Raw genomic sequence first — 16,092 nt, 5'->3', positions numbered from 1 at the left:
CCGGTTGCCTGACCTCTTCCGCGCCTGGAAATAGGGAGGACGTAGCGTCAGGATAAATAATATGCCGCGGCGCCGCGGCTATTATTTTGCGTGATTAATAGCCAGCGGCTTTATTGGCAGCTTTAATACGTTTGGTTCGGTCGTCTTTTTGCTGCTGGTCTTTCGCCTGCATTATTCCACCCGCCGCGTCAATCCAATCGCCGGCCGTACATCCTGATAAGGTCATACTCAACATAACTGCAAATAGATACTTCATTCCGGGTCCCTGTGCTCGTTCTGAGGCTCTGTTCATCCGTGTGAACTTCAAAATACTTGATGCTTGAGGCGGGATTTTGACAAAAAAATTGATTTTAATCAAGTCGTGCCGGCCAGGGCTGCTTTCTTGTGGGCAGGCGGCGTGCTGTTGTGAAGGCCCCCTGCGGCCAATACGCCAGGGGGCTTATGCCTTGAGGGCTGCTTAGCCCACTCTGCGTTTACTCGCTCTCTTCGAGCGCATCCTGAATAGCGTCAGCTAATGAAGCCACTTCCTGCGCCACGTTGCGCAGATCCATCTGGCTGCGGATCCCTGAATTCGCGGTTGATGAAGAGACGGCGGCTTTCGAGATTTCTAAGGCGGCCTGGACGGCAAGGAGTCGTTTCTTCTCTTCTGCCGTGGCAGCATTACCAAAATATTCTTCTAACATCCTTTCATCCCTATAAGCGTTGGTGGAGCGCCATAATAGCACAGGAACTGGGTGGTATTATATGAGAGGCAGGAAGTCGATGCCCTCCTCCTTTAACGCCTGGCGGACCGCCGGTCTCGCCAGCACCCGCTGATACCATGCGGCAATATTTTTATAATCCGTCAGGTCAATATCCAGGTTATAAACCGATATCAGCCACTCCGCCTGCGCCCAGCCAACCAGCGCGAACAGATAGCCATCGGCAATCGAGAACTGCGCCCCGGTGATAAATGCTTTATCCGCCAGCTGCTGGTCGAGCCACGCAAAACGCGAAAGCAGCTTCTCGCGCGCAATATTGATATAGGCCCCGCCGTGCTCGCTATAAAAGAGGGGAATAAAGGCTTTATGAATTTCACTATTGAAGAAAACCAGCCACTCTTCAAGGCGATAGCGCGCGAGGGTCCCGCTGGCGGGAGCCAGTCCGGCGTCGGGGGCTAAATCGGCAATATATTGAATAAGCGTGACGCCCTCCCTGAATATATCCCCGTCGGCGGTCTCTAAGGCCGGGACATAGCCCAGCGGATTAATATCATAATAGTTATTCCCGGCACCCCAGGTATGGGTTTTGGTATCGACGCGAATAAGCTCAAAATCAAGACCGGCTTCACGTAAGGCAATATGGGGAGAAAGCGAACAGCTGCCCGGAGAATAATAAAGTTTCATGCAATAACACCCTCGCCGTTTAAGTATAGCGCGAGGTTAACAAAGTTAGTTGATACTTTAAAGAAGGCACATTATTGTAGTGTAGGTACATAAATTATACCGAGTATTAACATGAAAGACGTTATCTCCGGCTGTTCCGTCGAAGTTGCGATGAATCTGATTGGCGGCCGCTGGCGTTTACTTATTGTGTCGTACCTGCTGGAAAAACCGAAAAGGTTTAGCGACCTCCGTCGCGATATCCCCGCCATATCTCAGCGGATGCTCACCATGGATCTCAGGGCGTTAGAAGAGGCCGGCGTCGTGCAGCGTACCGTTTATCCCGAAGTGCCGGTTAAGGTTGTTTACAACCTGACGGCCGACGGTCTCAGGCTGGCAAAAGTGGTCGAGGTCGTTAAGGAGCTGGGGCTGTGGCTGAAGCAAAAGCAGGATCCGGCGAACGGCTGACGGGATCCTGTTCATCGCCGACCGTCTCTTATCGATGAGGCGGTCGGCGGAGCGGGCCTGTTAAAGCTGCCGCTCTTCCCCCTGGCGCAGGGTCAGGACCTCAAAGCCGGTGTCGGTCACCGCGATGGTGTGCTCCCATTGCGCCGAGAGCTTCTTATCGCGGGTCACCACCGTCCAGCCATCTTTCTTGAGCTTCGTTTTGCTGTCGCCCTGGTTGACCATCGGCTCGATGGTAAAGACCATTCCCTGCTGCAAAACGGCCCCTTCGCCGGGTTTACCATAGTGCAGCACCTGCGGGTCTTCATGCATCTCTTTGCCTACGCCGTGGCCGCAGTACTCCCTGACGACGCTGTAGCCATTCTTCTCAACATGGGATTGAATCGCATGGCCAATATCGCCCAGCGTGGCGCCGGGCTTCACGACCTTGATCCCCTTCCACATCGCTTCATAGGTCGTTTTCACCAGCCGGCGAGCGAGCGGAGAAACGTCGCCGATCAGGTACATTTTGCTGGAGTCCGCAATCAGCCCGTTCTTCTCAAGCGTAATATCGACGTTAACAATCGTCCCAGATTTCAGGTGCTCCGTCTCCTTCGGCATCCCGTGGCACACGACCTCGTTGATGGAGGTGTTCAGCACGTAGGGGTAATCATACTGCCCCTTGCTGGCAGGCCGGGAGTGCAGCTGGTTGACGATGAAATCCTCGGCGCGATTGTTAATCTCCATCGTGGTGACGCCCGGCTGGATAAATGCGTCCAGCATGTCAAAAACGGTGGCTAACAGTTCCCCGGCATGGCGCTGTAGAGCCAGCTCTTCGGCGGTCTTAATGGGAATGGATGGCATTGATCACCTCCAGCAGACGGTCAGACCCTGATTTGAGCATCAGCAGCTTAATCTGCTGATGGTTAAGCTCGGGATAAAGCTCGCTCATCATTCCCACGCGGATCCAGTATTCGGCCTGAGCGTTCACCGACCGCGACATGGCTCGGCTGGCGTCGCGGATATCGTCATGCAGCAGATCTGAAATTTTTACAATTCCCATATATATATACCGTAATAAAACATATACGCATCGTATACTTTCTGGCCGCTAAAGTCACGCGGTTCGACGCGCCCGTTGGGATTGTTGGCCGCTGGCTGAAGGGTCGTCATTCCCGGTGACCGGGTCGGTCATACAAAACATAAATGGGATAACTGTCACATTTTTAGTGTAGGGTACTGAAAATCGCCTTGACCGCCAGGACCGTTATAAAGTGAAAACCTCGCTCGCATTCCCGCTGCTCACCCTTTTTGTCGGGCTTCTTATCAGCGCTTTATTTAACTCATCGTCAACCCATCGCGGGCGCAGTCAATGCCAGTGGTCCGATAGCGTGATCCTGACCTGCCTGAGCAAACAGCATAGCGCGGTCGGGCACATCCATCCCCTGATTAATCGAGTAAACAGATAGGGTTAGCAAGGAACAGAGCGGATTCGGTGGATTTTAGCCTGCCTGGAAAAACGCTAACGGCCCGACGAGCGAAGGCCTGAAGCCGCCCTCTGCTGCCGGCACCAGAGGACGTTTTTTACGCACGGGCGACGGCCCGGACCGTTAACTAAACGGATTTATCGACGCGGGTATTGCTCCCGGACGTCAAAACGCGAACCTTATCGCCCTGACTAAAGGTCAGGCTGCCATCAACCTGCTGAACAACCTGAATTAATTGTCCCGACTGCATTTTGATCGTCAGCTCAAGCTGCTGAACGGCCTGCTGCTGGCTTTGCCGATGGCGAGAAACCCCGGCTCCGGCCACCGCGCCCGCGGCGGTCATGGCGGTTTGTCCTTTACCGTTACCAAACTGATGGCCCACTACGCCCCCTAGCGCCCCGGCGGCGACGGTACGCAGAGGGTGGGAGCGCGTTTGGCTGCTGATAATCTGGCTCTGCTGCACAACACCATACTCCACCACCGTTTTGCTGCCGGCAAAGCCCGGCAGGCTGGTGAAGGCAAGCAGACTAAGCGCGACGAGCGTGAATTTCTTCATAGTGCCTCAAACATTTGCCTCAAAAGAGAGTGCCTCAAGGGGGCGTGCCGCAAAGCGTTATTCCGGCGCCGTTTTGGCAAACCTTCCCCGAAGGGATCCCGCCACTGCTGGCGGGAGCGGATTAATTAAGCGCTTCGCTGAGATCTTTTTTAACCTGGGTGCGCTGTTCCGCCGTCAGAACCTGATTGACGCCAAAATAGTATTTTACGCGGTAGTAGCGAACCTGCTGATCGAGCTGACCAAAGGCCGCCAGCTGCTGCTTCACTTTCGCATCGTCCCACTTCCCGGACTGAATGGTCTCCACCAGCGCGCCCTCTTTGAAACCGTCAATTTTGATATTATTCACGTTAGTTTCAAATTCCTGATGCAGCGCTTTTATTTTAGTCACCTGCTCATTGCTTAATTTAAGATGCTGAACCACCGGGTCCTGAGATACCGGCGGAACGTCGCTCGCGCTGGCAGCCTGAGCGGCAGCGGAGAAACCGGTGGTGATGGCAACGGCAATCAGGGTATTACGCACAAATTTATTCACGAAAGATTATCCTTAATGTTGTAAAAGAACCTGAATTATCACCTGAATAATAAACTCCATCTGTAACAAAGGGTTAAATTTAAATTTGGACAATTAATTATTTTATTATATTAATTGCGCCGCATCCATTGATGGTAATTATGAATTCCGCAACCGCGCGCTTGAGCGCCAGACGGCGCCGTTCTCTTTTTTCGCCCGTTAAGGGTACAGATATTATGCAATTATCGCCGAAGCGGTATTTAACCCTGCGAGGGCGGCAAAATATAAGATTCACCAATTCAGCCCCGGCTATATTGTCGCTCGCCCGCAGCACCCGCCAGGATAGCCGCAGAAGGAAGCGCACCAGGCTTCCCCGCCGCGTATGGTCTCACAGCATTTTATGCTGGGTTGAAAACTCTAACCCGGGAAGACCGGCGCACCGCCTACTGCAAAAACAGCGTGTTTATTCCGATAAACGGCTAATAAGTACGCAAATGGTAGCGTTAAATAAAATACGCCATGGCGGCGTGGGCATCGCGTGGGCAAAGTGCGAGCAAGGTACGGGCGAAAAAAAACCGCCAGTGAAATGGCGGTAAATAAATGCTTGCATGGATAGATTGTGTTTTGCATTGTACGCAAAAAAAGAGTCCATCTTTCTTTACGCCTGTCGCGCACCTTAGCACCCTCTACTTCAATGAAGCTTAAACCAACCAACTTAAAGCTTTTCCACCAGCGTTTTTAGCTGAGCAATCAGCGGATCGCGGGCGGGCTCGGCGCCGTACGCCCAGGTGGACTGACGCACAATCAGCGTAGTGGGCAGGAGTTCGCGAATGCGCATCTGCGGCGTCGCCATCTGCTGAGCCAGCAGCTCCACGGCCCTTTTCCCCAGCAGATCGAAATTCTGCGCGACGGTGGTCAGCGGCGGCTGGAAGTAGAGGCTATCGGCGGTATCGTCGTAGCCGGTCACCGAGATGGCGCTGCTGCCGGTGCGGTTAAGCTGCGCCAGCGCGCTGAGCACCCCCAGCGCCATCTGATCGTTGGCTACCACAATAGCGCTGATCCGCGGCTGAAGGTGCAGCAGTTCAAAGGTCTTTTGCCAGCCGCTGGCCGCGCTCCAGTCGCCGAAGACCGTCACCTCCCGGCTGATGCCCAGACGATGCAGCGCCTCGCGCCAGCTGCCGAGGCGCATTCGCGCAGAAATAGAGCTCTCCGGCCCTGCCAGCAGGCCAAACTCCCGATGCCCGGATTCCCACAGATGACGCACGCAGGCGCCGCAGCCGTCGCGGTGATCGAAGCGCACGCAGGAGACGTCCGTTTCAGGAGAGACGTCGAGAAACAGGCAGGAGATATCGGGGTTCTCAGCGGCCAGGCGCTCGGCGGTGCTGCTCTCCAACGGCAGGCTGACGATAGCCCCGCGGATATGCTGGGCGCGAAACTCGTCCAGCCGCGCCTGCAGCGACGCATAGTCGGTCTGTTCCGGCATGGCGATCGACACCTCCAGCCGGTGCATGCCGGCATGCAGCTTCACCGCCGCGGCAATTTGCGATGGCGCATGCAGGGTCAAGGAGGCGGTGATAAGCCCTATGGACGGCGCCGCCTTCCCCGCCAGCAGCTGGGCGGAACGGTTAGGGACATAGTGCAGCGCCTGCATCGCGCGAATCACCTTGTCGCGGGTGCGGTCAGAGACCACGTCCGGATTATTCAGCACCCGGGAGACCGTCTGCTGGGAGACTCCGGCCTCTTTCGCCACATCATCTAAGGTTGCCGAACGCCGCTGCATAGTCCTCTCCTGGTCGCCAAAATTCAGTAGGTATTGGTTAAATGTCTCACGCTAACATTTTATGTCTAATTAACGACAAAAATCAGCTCTAATTCCGGCATTTCGTGATCGTCAATGGGTTTCATTTCCAATGATATTGCGGCACAAGGAAAAATACCTGATAACACGTTCATTCTTGTCTAGCGAATGACATTTCCTTCACTTATCCGTCAGGTATGCGTATGCAACAACACGACTCAACCGCCGCCCGCTCTCCGCTGTTCCACGAAGTGCTGGCGCGTGAAGATTGGCAAAACCAGACCATAACTCACCTTAACCGCCTGGCGGCCCACCCGACCTTTGCCAGCTGGCGAAATATCGCCGACGCGCGCAACAATCTGCCCGGCGATCGCCGTCGTCTGCTGGACGGACGCTGGCAGTTTTCCTACGCCCGCAGCCCGTTTGCCGTTGACGCCAGCTGGATCGACGCCGATCTGCCGGACAGCCGCAGCACACCGGTTCCCTCAAACTGGCAAATGGAAGGCTACGACGCGCCAATTTATACCAACGTCCGTTATCCCATCGACACCACGCCACCGCGCGTGCCGGAAGATAACCCGACGGGCTGCTACTCGCTGACCTTTACCGTTGATCCGCAGTGGCTGGCGGAAGGCCAGACCCAGGCGATCTTCGACGGCGTCAACTCGGCCTTCCACCTGTGGTGCAACGGCGAGTGGGTCGGCTACTCCCAGGACAGCCGCCTTCCTGCCGCGTTTGACCTCTCGCCGTATCTGCAGCCGGGCGATAACCGCCTGTGCGTGATGGTGATGCGCTGGAGCGCTGGCAGCTGGCTGGAAGATCAGGATATGTGGCGTATGAGCGGCATTTTCCGTTCGGTGTGGCTGCTCAATAAGCCCCATCAGCACCTCAGCGACGTGCAAATCACCCCCAGCCTGGACGCGCTCTACCGCGACGGCGAGCTGGCGGTCGATCTGACCATCGCCGCGCCTGCCGGGGAGCTCGACGCGCTGACCGCCGAGGTCAGCCTGTGGCAGGGGGATAAACAGGTTGCCAGCATCCGTCAGCGTCCCGGTTCGCCGGTCATCGACGAGCGCGGTAACTATGCCGAGCGCGCCAGCTTAACCCTGGCGGTCGAGCGCCCGGCGCTGTGGAGTGCCGAAACGCCGCACTGCTACCGCGCGGTGGTCTCGCTGTGGCAAGGCGATCGGCTGATTGAAGCGGAAGCCTGGGACATCGGTTTCCGCCGGGTCGAGATAAGCAACGGGCTTTTGCTGCTTAACGGCAAACCGCTGCTGATCCGCGGCGTTAACCGCCATGAGCACCATCACCAGCGCGGCCAGGTGGTGACCGAGGAGGATATGCTGCAGGATATCCTGCTGATGAAGCAGAATAACTTTAACGCCGTGCGCTGCTCGCACTATCCGAACGTCTCCCGCTGGTACGAACTCTGCAACCGCTACGGCCTGTACGTGGTCGATGAGGCCAATATCGAAACCCACGGTATGGTGCCGATGAACCGCCTTTCCGACGACCCGTCGTGGCTGCCGGCGTTTAGCGCCCGCGTGACGCGCATGGTGCAAAGCAACCGTAACCATCCGTCGATTATTATTTGGTCGCTGGGCAATGAATCCGGCGGCGGTGACAACCATGAAGCCCTCTACCACTGGATCAAGCGCAACGATCCTTCACGTCCGGTGCAGTATGAGGGCGGCGGAGCGGACAGCAGCGCCACCGATATTATCTGCCCGATGTACGCCCGCGTTGAGCGCGACCAGCTCATTCCGGCGGTGCCGAAATGGGGCATCAAAAAGTGGATCAGCCTGCCGGGCGAGCAGCGCCCGCTGATCCTCTGCGAATACGCGCACGCCATGGGCAACAGCCTGGGCAACTTCGCCGACTACTGGCAGGCGTTTCGCGAATATCCGCGCCTGCAGGGCGGTTTCATCTGGGACTGGGCGGATCAGGCTATTAGCAAAACCTTCGAGGACGGCAGCACCGGCTGGGCCTACGGCGGTGATTTTGGCGATAAACCCAACGACCGTCAGTTCTGCATGAACGGGCTGGTTTTCCCCGATCGCCGCCAGCATCCGTCGCTCATTGAGGCCAAACACGCCCAGCAGTTCTTCCAGTTCACGCTGCTGGCGCAGTCGCCGCTGCGGGTTAGCGTCAATAGCGAATATCTATTCCGCGCGACCAATAATGAAGAGCTGCGCTGGCAGGTACAGTCAGCGGGCGAAACCGTCGCCAGCGGCAGCACCGCCCTCGATCTCATCCCGCAGGGCGAGGCGGAGCTGACGCTGTGCGATACCCTGACCCTGCCTCAGGGAGCGAAAGAGGTCTGGCTGCTGCTGGAGGTGGTTCAGCCGCAGGCTACCGCCTGGTCGCCGGCCGAACACCGCGTCGCCTGGCAGCAGTTTGCCCTCGCCGCCCCGCTGGCGCTCGCCAAACCGGCGCCTGCCGGTAGCGCACCGACGCTGGAGATCGATGAGTCTTTCTATGTCGTTAGCCTGGGATCGCAGCAGTGGACCGTCGTTCGGCAAAGCGGCCTGCTCAGCCAGTGGCGCGCCGACGGCGTGGAGCAGCTGCTGACCCCGCTGCGCGACCAGTTTGTTCGCGCCCCGCTGGATAACGATATCGGCGTCAGCGAAGTGGAACGCATCGACCCTAACGCCTGGGTTGAGCGCTGGAAAAGCGCCGGGCTGTACGACCTTGAAGCGCGCTGCGTTCGCTGCGAAGCCCAGCGTCTGGCCCATGAGGTGGTCATCGACAGCCGCTGGCACTATCTGCGCGGCGATGAAGTGGTCATCGTCAGCCGCTGGCGTATGACCTTTGATAGCGAAGGCCGCCTACACCTGGCGGTGGACGGCGAGCGCGCCGGTACCCTGCCGCCGCTGCCGCGAGTCGGCCTCAACTTCCAGGTCGCCGATCAGCAGCAGCCGGTCTCGTGGCTCGGCTACGGCCCGCATGAAAACTACCCGGATCGCCGCAGCAGCGCGGAGTTCTCCCGCTGGCAGCTGCCCCTTGCGGAGATGAGCACGCCGTACATCTTCCCCACCGAAAACGGCCTACGCTGCGATAGCACCGCGCTGGACTGGGGTCGCTGGCACGTCGCGGGCCACTTCCACTTCTCGGTGCAGCCTTACGGTACCGCGCAGCTGATGGCAACCGACCACTGGCACCTGATGCGCCCGGAGAGCGGCGTCTGGATCACCCTCGACGGCCAGCATATGGGCGTCGGCGGCGATGACTCCTGGACTCCGAGCGTGCTGCCGCAGTGGCTGCTTCAGGAAACGCAGTGGCAGTATCAGGTAAGCATTCATTTCCAGTAATAAACCCGGAATAGTCGGGCTACGCCGCGGGTGATTCAGCAAACGAATCGCCCGCCGGCCGCCTGGATCATGACGGTATAAACCCGGAATAATTCGCGTTGCAGGCAGGAAACCCGACGGCTTACTGACGTCAGGCCGGGGTGAGCGAGGAAAAGCAGCGCACATGCAACCTGAAGTATGAGCGGTATAAACGGGGCGTCACACCCCCAACCCTACAGGCATAATAAAAATGGAACCTCTCTATGAAATTCTCTGAGCTCGCGCCGCGAGAACGGCATAACTTTATCTATTTCATGCTGTTCTTTTTCTTCTATTACTTCATTATGTCGGCCTATTTCCCCTTTTTCCCGGTGTGGCTGGCGGACGTTAACCATTTAACCAAAACGGAAACCGGGATCGTCTTCTCCTCAATTTCGCTGTTCGCCATTATCTGCCAACCGATATTTGGCCTGATCTCTGACAAGCTCGGGCTGCGCAAGCATCTGCTGTGGACGATCGTGGTGCTATTAATTTTGTTTGCCCCGTTCTTTATATTCGTCTTTTCACCGCTGCTGCAGATGAATATTATTCTGGGGGCGCTGGTGGGCGGCGTCTATCTGGGGATCGTCTTTTCCAGCGGTTCCGGGGCGGTCGAGGCCTATATCGAACGCGTCAGCCGCGCCAACCGTTTTGAATACGGCAAGGTGCGCGTAGCCGGCTGCGTCGGCTGGGCTATCTGCGCGTCGATTACCGGGATCCTGTTTGGTATCGACCCGAATATTACCTTCTGGATTGCCTCCGGCTTCGCGCTGGCGCTCGGGGTGCTGCTGTGGTTTTCTCGTCCGGAAAGCAGCAATAGCGCCCAGGTGATGGACGCGCTGGGCGCCAACCGCCAGGCCTTCTCGCTGCGCGTTGCCGCCGAGCTGCTGCGCATGCCGCGGTTCTGGGGATTTATTATCTACGTGGTCGGCGTCGCCAGCGTTTATGACGTTTTCGATCAGCAGTTTGCTAACTTCTTTAAAGGCTTCTTCTCCAGCCCGCAGCGCGGAACCGAAGTCTTTGGTTTTGTCACCACCGGCGGCGAGCTGCTGAATGCGCTGGTGATGTTCTGCGCTCCGGCGATTGTTAACCGCATCGGGGCGAAAAATGCGCTGCTGACCGCGGGGATAATTATGTCGGTGCGCATTCTCGGCTCCTCATTCGCCACCAGCGCGGTTGAAGTGGTGATATTAAAAATGCTGCATATGTTTGAAGTTCCGTTCCTGCTGGTCGGCACCTTCAAATATATCTCTTCCGCCTTTAACCCGAAGCTCTCTGCCACCCTGTTCCTGATTGGCTTCAACTTATCGAAACAGCTCTCCGGCGTCGTGCTCTCGGCGTGGGTGGGACGCATGTACGACACGGTGGGCTTCCATCAGGCTTACCTGATCCTCGGCTCGATTACGCTGTGCTTTACGCTTCTTTCGCTGTTTACCCTCAAAGGCAGCAAAACGCTGCTGCCGGCTCCGGGATATAACAACGCCGTCTGAGGCATAACGCCCGCCGCACGGCGGGCTATCAGCGCCTGATTCGGGTCTCACCGCCGCTGTTTTCCAGCTCATAAATTTGGCTTTCCGCCAGCGAAGAGATGAGCTCGGTCAGCTCCGCCGAGTGGCTGGTCAGCCAGATTTGGCTATAGCGCGATGCTTCAACGATCAGCCGCGCCAGCGCCGGAAACATCTGCCGGTGCAGGCTGTTTTCCGGTTCGTTAATCGCCAGAAAAGCCGGCGGCCTTGGGCTCAGCAGCGCCACCGCCAGGCACAGAAAGCGCAGGGTGCCGTCCGACATTTCCGCCGCCAGCAGCGGCCGGTAAATACCTTCGCGGCGCATCTTTATCGAAAAGCGCGAATTCTCATTTTCACAGAAGAAACGGCACTCCGGAAAGGCGCTCTCGAGGATTTCGTGCAGCAGCTCCACGGCGCCAATTTCGACAATGGTCTGAAACGCGGCGGCCAGGTTGTGCCCGTCGCTATCCAGTACCGGCGAGCGATAGCCCACCGCCGGATGGCGCAGCGCGGAGTGGCGGCCGATATTGAATTCGTGATAAAAGCGCCACTGGCGCATGGTCTCCCGGACCCGGGATATTTCCGGGAAGCGGTGCGGTTCGCCAAGCTGGCCGAAGATCGACTCGTTCTCGTAGATAGCTTCGGTAAAGGTGTTTTTCTCGCCGTTCACGTCAATCAGAAACGCCGCCTGATTTTTCCGCTGCAGCACTCTGGCCGAGGGGCGGCGGGAGAAGCCGGCCAGCCAGATAGACTCCTCTTTCACAATCGGATCGAGCATAAACTGGGTGGGATACGGCAGCTTTTCCGGAAACCCAACCTGCAGCTCATAGTCGAACTGTTCCGTCAGGCAGGCGATCTGCAGCCGCTTCGGGTAGCGGGCCGTGGGCGCGCTCTTTCCGGACCACATGATGTTTTCGAGGCCGCCTTCATCGCTGATATAGCTGGAGAATTTACCGTCCGCGGAGGCGGTGAGCAGATGGATGGCCTTGTAGATATTGGACTTGCCGCAGCCGTTCGGCCCGAAGACGATATTCAGCGCCCCCAGATCCAGCTCGATATCCCTTACCGATCTGAAATTTTGTATGCGGAGATGGTGGATCATGGTGCTCCCTAAGATCGCGAAATCATTTGCTGTCGCCGGGGAAACGCCACCTGAGCGGACGGCGGTCTGCCGTCCGGCACAGGCTCAGCACAGCGATTTCTTCATACCCCGGGTCAGCGCAACTCTGGTTAGTTTATCCGTGTCGTCATGAGTATCGCTAAACACGCCAAAAAAGTAACGCTCATTATCGATTGTCTGCGACACGATCCGATAACTCAGCGGCTGCCCGGATTTCGCGCCATATTGCGCGGCGGTGACGGAAAGTTCCGTCGCGGTATCGGCGACGCTGACCAGCAGGCCATCCGCCTTCCCCCCCACCAGCATGACCTTAATTAGCAGGTCCACCATGTTCCTCCCGGATTGGGGTCAATGATTAACGTTCGATAGCCGACCGCTGGTAGCAATAGCGCTACCTTCAGTACATTCTTATAGTTCATACCGGCCCTAAATAAAAAAACTCTTTCTTATACTGAGCTAAGCATTGATTATTACGACTAAAAGCTGACGAATGATGAAGGAAAAAAGAGAAATTGTGAATCTTCACAACTCTTATTTCGCATTATTTTCAGGTGCGGGCGTCGCCGGGCTTTACCCATAGCGGCGTGAAGAAATAAAAACGAAGGAACAGTCACCGGAATGCGCCACTCTCTTTTTGCCCCGATCCTCCTGCTCGCCCTGTTCGCCCTGCCCGCCTGGGCGCATGAGGCGACGGTAAACCAGGTCAAAGCCGCTGAGCGCCAGCTCGAGGCCAGAGTAGGCTACGCGGAGCTGGATTTAGCCAGCGGACGGCTGCTGGCAAGCTATCGCCCCGACGAGCGTTTCCCGATGATGAGCACCTTTAAAGTGCCGCTCTGCGCGGCGGTACTGGCGCGCGTGGATGCCGGAGAGGAGAAGCTCGATCGCCGCGTCCGCTACCGTCAACAGGATCTGGTTGAATACTCCCCGGTGACCGAAAAGCACCTCGCCGACGGCATGACGGTAGCCGGACTGTGCGCTGCGGCAATCACCCTTAGCGATAACACCGCCGCTAACCTGCTGCTGGCGAGCGTCGGCGGCCCGCAGGGGTTGACCGCCTTCCTGCGTCGCAGCGGAGACCAGACTTCGCGCCTCGACCGCTGGGAGACCGAGCTTAACGAGGCCCTGCCCGGCGACGCGCGTGATACCACCACGCCGCTGGCGATGGCCAAAACCTTGCGCAATCTGCTCACCGGCAGCGTGCTTTCCGCCGCATCGCGACAGCAGCTGCGCAGCTGGATGGTTGACGATAAGGTTGCCGGCCCGCTGCTGCGCTCGGCGCTGCCGCATGGCTGGTTTATCGCTGACAAAACCGGCGCGGGCAACCGCGGGTCGCGCGGTATTATCGCCGCCCTCGGCCCGGACGGGCAGCCCGCGCGCATCGTAATTATTTATTTAACCGGCACCGAGGCCTCAATGGATGAGCGGAACCGGCAGATTGCCGAGATTGGTGAGACGCTGGTTAAGCACTGGTAAGGCGCGTGCTGTCGTTCGCGGCGGCGGCAGAATTGAGGTCGTCACCGGCCCGGTACATCAGCCCGTTCTGCCCAGGCGTATCGGTACAGGTGCTGATCAGCGCGGCGGCGAGAATAACGGGTAAAACTCTGCGCAGAGTTCCCTTCACACTATATTCCCTGCGGCATTCTCTACGCACGAGGCGAGCATCGGTGATGCCGCCTCTGCGAGCGCTCCTGAAGTAAACTTAGAATCGATATTGCAGCCCGGCGGTGATGGTATAGTTTTTATTCGAAATGCCCGCTGCATCACCGCCGATTGAAGCTGATTCGCCGCTGTTAGTATCAATAATCTGAGTGCCTCCCTTGCCCTCTTCATATTTACTGTAGGTGAATTCGGCAAAAACTTTGGTTTTCGGCGTGATGTAATATCCGGCATCCACTGACGTACCGTAATAGCGTGAATTCGTCGTTTTTTCCCGGAAGGTCAGATCGCGCATATAGTGCTCATCGTTATCATGCGCCCGGACCCAATCACTGAATTTAAACAAGGCATTAAATTCAAAGTCATTAATACGGTACTGACCCGCGAGGCCCACGTAGGGCATGGAGAATCGCTGGCTGTAGCCAATACCACGTTCACCTGTCGGGAAATTGCCGGTGTAGGCACCGTTATCATAATTATAAGCGCCGCCGGTTGCCGTCCAGCTGAAACGCGTTTCCTGATAGCCTGCAATGACGCCAGCTTTGTAGTTATCGTCCTGGAATATCCAGCCTTTCACGTTAAGATCGTATTCATTGGCGTAATTGACGGTGGTGCTGGGGTGGGACGAGTGGTCCGTCCATCCGGGCTGACTGTCGTTCATCCAGTCGTAATCATCCATATGGCCAGATCCAGAAGCCAAAGATGTCCAGCCGCGGGCATTCAGCGTCAGGAAGGAGTAGGCATCCCAGGCTATATCGCCTTTCAGAATAGCGACGTTCTTTATTTTCCAGTCCAGCTGGCTAACTTTACGCCCCGTATCTGCGTCATAAACCATCTCATGAGATTTTCCACTCAGCATCCCGGCGGAAGTCGATACAGTAAAACTTTCTGGCGAGAAATTCGGAGTGAACTGTGCTGACTGCGCATAAGCCGTCCCTGAAACAGTGACCATCATCATTACCGCAACGGTACTTTTTTTCATTTTTATTCCCATAATCAAAGAACAATCCATAAGTTGCGGCTAAAGTCTAAAACTCATACAAATATCGAACAACTGTCAATTTTTGTCATTAATACACGCTGAAACTATTTACCCTCGAAGTATTCGGTATATATGCCATTCCCTTTAAGAGGCCTTTCGCCATGCTTATAACAGCATACCCTGAGCGCGCGTTGCCCTGAGCCCAGTAACGGGGGCTCGCGCAAGCCTGATAATTTAAATCGAGACGTGGTGGCTAACTAAGGCGTGGTTAATAAAACGGTGAATCATTAATGACGGGGGATCGTTAACGGGGGGAACGATTTCTGTGCCAAACCACAAAGGATTGGCAGGACAAATTGATCCGCAGATATATGCCGGGATACCGGAAAAGATCCCAGCTATCGGTCGATGCACGTGTCCGGTTGCGATGGCAATGGGCTGACGAGAACTATTTTGTAAAAACTCGCCAAGCTGGGCGTGATCTTTGCACATGATGTGATCCATAGCAGGAATACCGCTTTGGATTATGTGATGGTGTAAAAAGAGCATAGAGGGAGCGTCATCTTCATACGATAAGCTTTTTTCTAACCACGCAAGATGATTACCCACTGCGCCCTCAGACGATCCCTGGATCGTGCTATCTAATCCAATAAGGCGCAGTTCGCCCATATCTGCAACAAAATGAAGACCTTCTGCGAAGGGAGTTACGGACCAAAAGCGTTCGCCCCATACGCTGCGCATTAGTGACTTATTATCAGCGTTACCGGGCAGGATAAACGTCGGAAAACGTCGGATGTCCAGACGGGAATAAATGGATTCATAGCCTTCGAACCAGCTGTTATCAATCAGATCGCCGGTGAGAACTAAAGCGTCCGGCTCAACCGCATAGAGCCATTTTAACGCGCTATCAAATCGGCTGAGATTGCTATTATCCGGGCCTGCGTGAATATCTGAAATTTGAGCAATTATCATTTAAGTCTCCTGATATAGAAAACTAAAAAGCGACCGCATTCGACGGTGACGGAACCCGGCGATACGCCCCCGTGCTCCTGTCGCCACGAGCCCCGCACGCGGGCGCGTTATGGCTATTCATTCGCGCGCCATCTTCGTCAGCGCGCTCATAGCGTGCAGGAACCCTCGCCCTGTCCGGTTTTGCCGCGGATTAATCCTATTTAATCCGTATGGCGAGAGGAAGCTTAAGGTCCTCCATTAAATATTCACATTTATGCTTTGAAATTAGCCTCCTGGCTGTTGAGGAGTTTTTATGAAAAAAATTGTGCTTTTAGTTTTTGTGCTCTGCGGGGCGATGTCTCTTTCCGGCTGTATTCTTCCGCCTGGAGGAC

At 56.2% G+C, this 16,092-nt stretch carries 17 protein-coding genes; 4 read left to right on the top strand and 13 right to left on the bottom strand.

Features of this window, described 5'->3' with window-relative positions:
* Positions 1 to 94: 94 nt before the first annotated feature.
* The 3 genes from HCK03_RS12600 to gstA all read right to left on the bottom strand — a co-directional run bounded on the left by HCK03_RS12600 (position 95) and on the right by gstA (position 1,385).
* Complete coding sequence (locus tag HCK03_RS12600; protein ID WP_167691662.1) at positions 95 to 256, bottom strand: hypothetical protein; 162 nt, start codon at positions 254 to 256, stop codon at positions 95 to 97.
* 217 nt (positions 257 to 473) lie between these two features.
* A complete protein-coding gene (locus HCK03_RS12595) occupies positions 474 to 683 on the bottom strand; it encodes a hypothetical protein (RefSeq protein ID WP_041145718.1) in 210 nt (69 codons plus the stop codon).
* A 57-nt stretch (positions 684 to 740) separates the two neighbouring features.
* Positions 741 to 1,385, bottom strand: a complete 645-nt coding sequence (gene gstA, locus HCK03_RS12590) for a glutathione transferase GstA (protein WP_134526208.1) — start codon at positions 1,383 to 1,385, stop codon at positions 741 to 743.
* Between the two features lie 111 nt (positions 1,386 to 1,496).
* Between gstA and HCK03_RS12585 the strand changes: the two genes are divergently transcribed.
* A complete protein-coding gene (locus HCK03_RS12585) occupies positions 1,497 to 1,829 on the top strand; it encodes a winged helix-turn-helix transcriptional regulator (RefSeq protein WP_167691661.1) in 333 nt (110 codons plus the stop codon).
* Positions 1,830 to 1,889: 60 nt separating this feature from the next.
* On the opposite strand, the gene map is transcribed toward HCK03_RS12585, so the two are convergent.
* The 5 genes from map to HCK03_RS12560 form a co-directional block, all read right to left on the bottom strand.
* Positions 1,890 to 2,669, bottom strand: a complete 780-nt coding sequence (gene map, locus HCK03_RS12580) for a type I methionyl aminopeptidase (RefSeq protein WP_167691660.1) — start codon at positions 2,667 to 2,669, stop codon at positions 1,890 to 1,892.
* Positions 2,650 to 2,868, bottom strand: a complete 219-nt coding sequence (locus HCK03_RS12575; RefSeq protein ID WP_041145722.1) for a ParD-like family protein — start codon at positions 2,866 to 2,868, stop codon at positions 2,650 to 2,652. Before HCK03_RS12575 ends, map begins: the two co-directional genes overlap by 20 nt.
* A 551-nt stretch (positions 2,869 to 3,419) precedes the next feature.
* Entirely contained in the window at positions 3,420 to 3,848 is a 429-nt protein-coding gene (locus HCK03_RS12570) for an outer membrane lipoprotein (protein ID WP_115192607.1), read from the bottom strand.
* A gap of 121 nt (positions 3,849 to 3,969) precedes the next feature.
* Positions 3,970 to 4,380: a Spy/CpxP family protein refolding chaperone gene (locus tag HCK03_RS12565; RefSeq protein WP_052474531.1), complete on the bottom strand. Its 411-nt coding sequence runs from the start codon at positions 4,378 to 4,380 to the stop codon at positions 3,970 to 3,972.
* Positions 4,381 to 5,074: 694 nt separating this feature from the next.
* Positions 5,075 to 6,139 (bottom strand): LacI family DNA-binding transcriptional regulator, encoded by a 1,065-nt coding sequence (locus HCK03_RS12560; RefSeq protein ID WP_041145724.1) that lies wholly within the window; start codon positions 6,137 to 6,139, stop codon positions 5,075 to 5,077.
* 221 nt (positions 6,140 to 6,360) lie between these two features.
* Between HCK03_RS12560 and HCK03_RS12555 the strand changes: the two genes are divergently transcribed.
* Positions 6,361 to 9,468 (top strand): beta-galactosidase, encoded by a 3,108-nt coding sequence (locus tag HCK03_RS12555; RefSeq protein WP_167691659.1) that lies wholly within the window; start codon positions 6,361 to 6,363, stop codon positions 9,466 to 9,468.
* Positions 9,469 to 9,710: 242 nt separating this feature from the next.
* Positions 9,711 to 10,976, top strand: a complete 1,266-nt coding sequence (locus HCK03_RS12550) for an MFS transporter (RefSeq protein ID WP_167691658.1) — start codon at positions 9,711 to 9,713, stop codon at positions 10,974 to 10,976.
* A 28-nt stretch (positions 10,977 to 11,004) separates the two neighbouring features.
* Here the strand turns inward: HCK03_RS12550 and HCK03_RS12545 are convergent, their stop codons facing one another.
* Both HCK03_RS12545 and HCK03_RS12540 read right to left on the bottom strand, forming a co-directional pair.
* On the bottom strand, positions 11,005 to 12,093 hold the full coding sequence (locus tag HCK03_RS12545; protein ID WP_041145727.1) for an AAA family ATPase: 1,089 nt from the start codon (positions 12,091 to 12,093) through the stop codon (positions 11,005 to 11,007).
* An 84-nt stretch (positions 12,094 to 12,177) separates the two neighbouring features.
* Positions 12,178 to 12,438, bottom strand: a complete 261-nt coding sequence (locus HCK03_RS12540; protein ID WP_115193941.1) for a hypothetical protein — start codon at positions 12,436 to 12,438, stop codon at positions 12,178 to 12,180.
* A 291-nt stretch (positions 12,439 to 12,729) separates the two neighbouring features.
* Here HCK03_RS12540 and blaTER point away from each other — a divergent pair, with 291 nt between their 5' ends.
* Entirely contained in the window at positions 12,730 to 13,584 is an 855-nt protein-coding gene (gene blaTER / locus HCK03_RS12535) for a TER family class A beta-lactamase (RefSeq protein WP_041145729.1), read from the top strand.
* On the opposite strand, the gene HCK03_RS12530 is transcribed toward blaTER, so the two are convergent.
* From HCK03_RS12530 to HCK03_RS12520, 3 genes are all read right to left on the bottom strand, one after another.
* Positions 13,571 to 13,732, bottom strand: a complete 162-nt coding sequence (locus HCK03_RS12530; protein ID WP_155397506.1) for a hypothetical protein — start codon at positions 13,730 to 13,732, stop codon at positions 13,571 to 13,573. The two genes, blaTER and HCK03_RS12530, sit on opposite strands and share 14 nt — an antisense overlap.
* 78 nt (positions 13,733 to 13,810) lie before the next feature.
* A complete protein-coding gene (locus HCK03_RS12525; RefSeq protein ID WP_167691657.1) occupies positions 13,811 to 14,749 on the bottom strand; it encodes an omptin family outer membrane protease in 939 nt (312 codons plus the stop codon).
* A 234-nt stretch (positions 14,750 to 14,983) separates the two neighbouring features.
* Positions 14,984 to 15,721, bottom strand: coding sequence for a metallophosphoesterase (locus HCK03_RS12520; protein WP_041145731.1), 738 nt, complete (start codon positions 15,719 to 15,721; stop codon positions 14,984 to 14,986).
* Positions 15,722 to 16,092: the final 371 nt, after the last annotated feature.

Source organism: Klebsiella terrigena (genome assembly GCF_012029655.1).
Lineage (GTDB): Bacteria > Pseudomonadota > Gammaproteobacteria > Enterobacterales > Enterobacteriaceae > Klebsiella > Klebsiella terrigena.
Note: the sequence above shows the minus strand (reverse complement) of the source record. Positions and strands in the feature narration are given on the sequence as shown.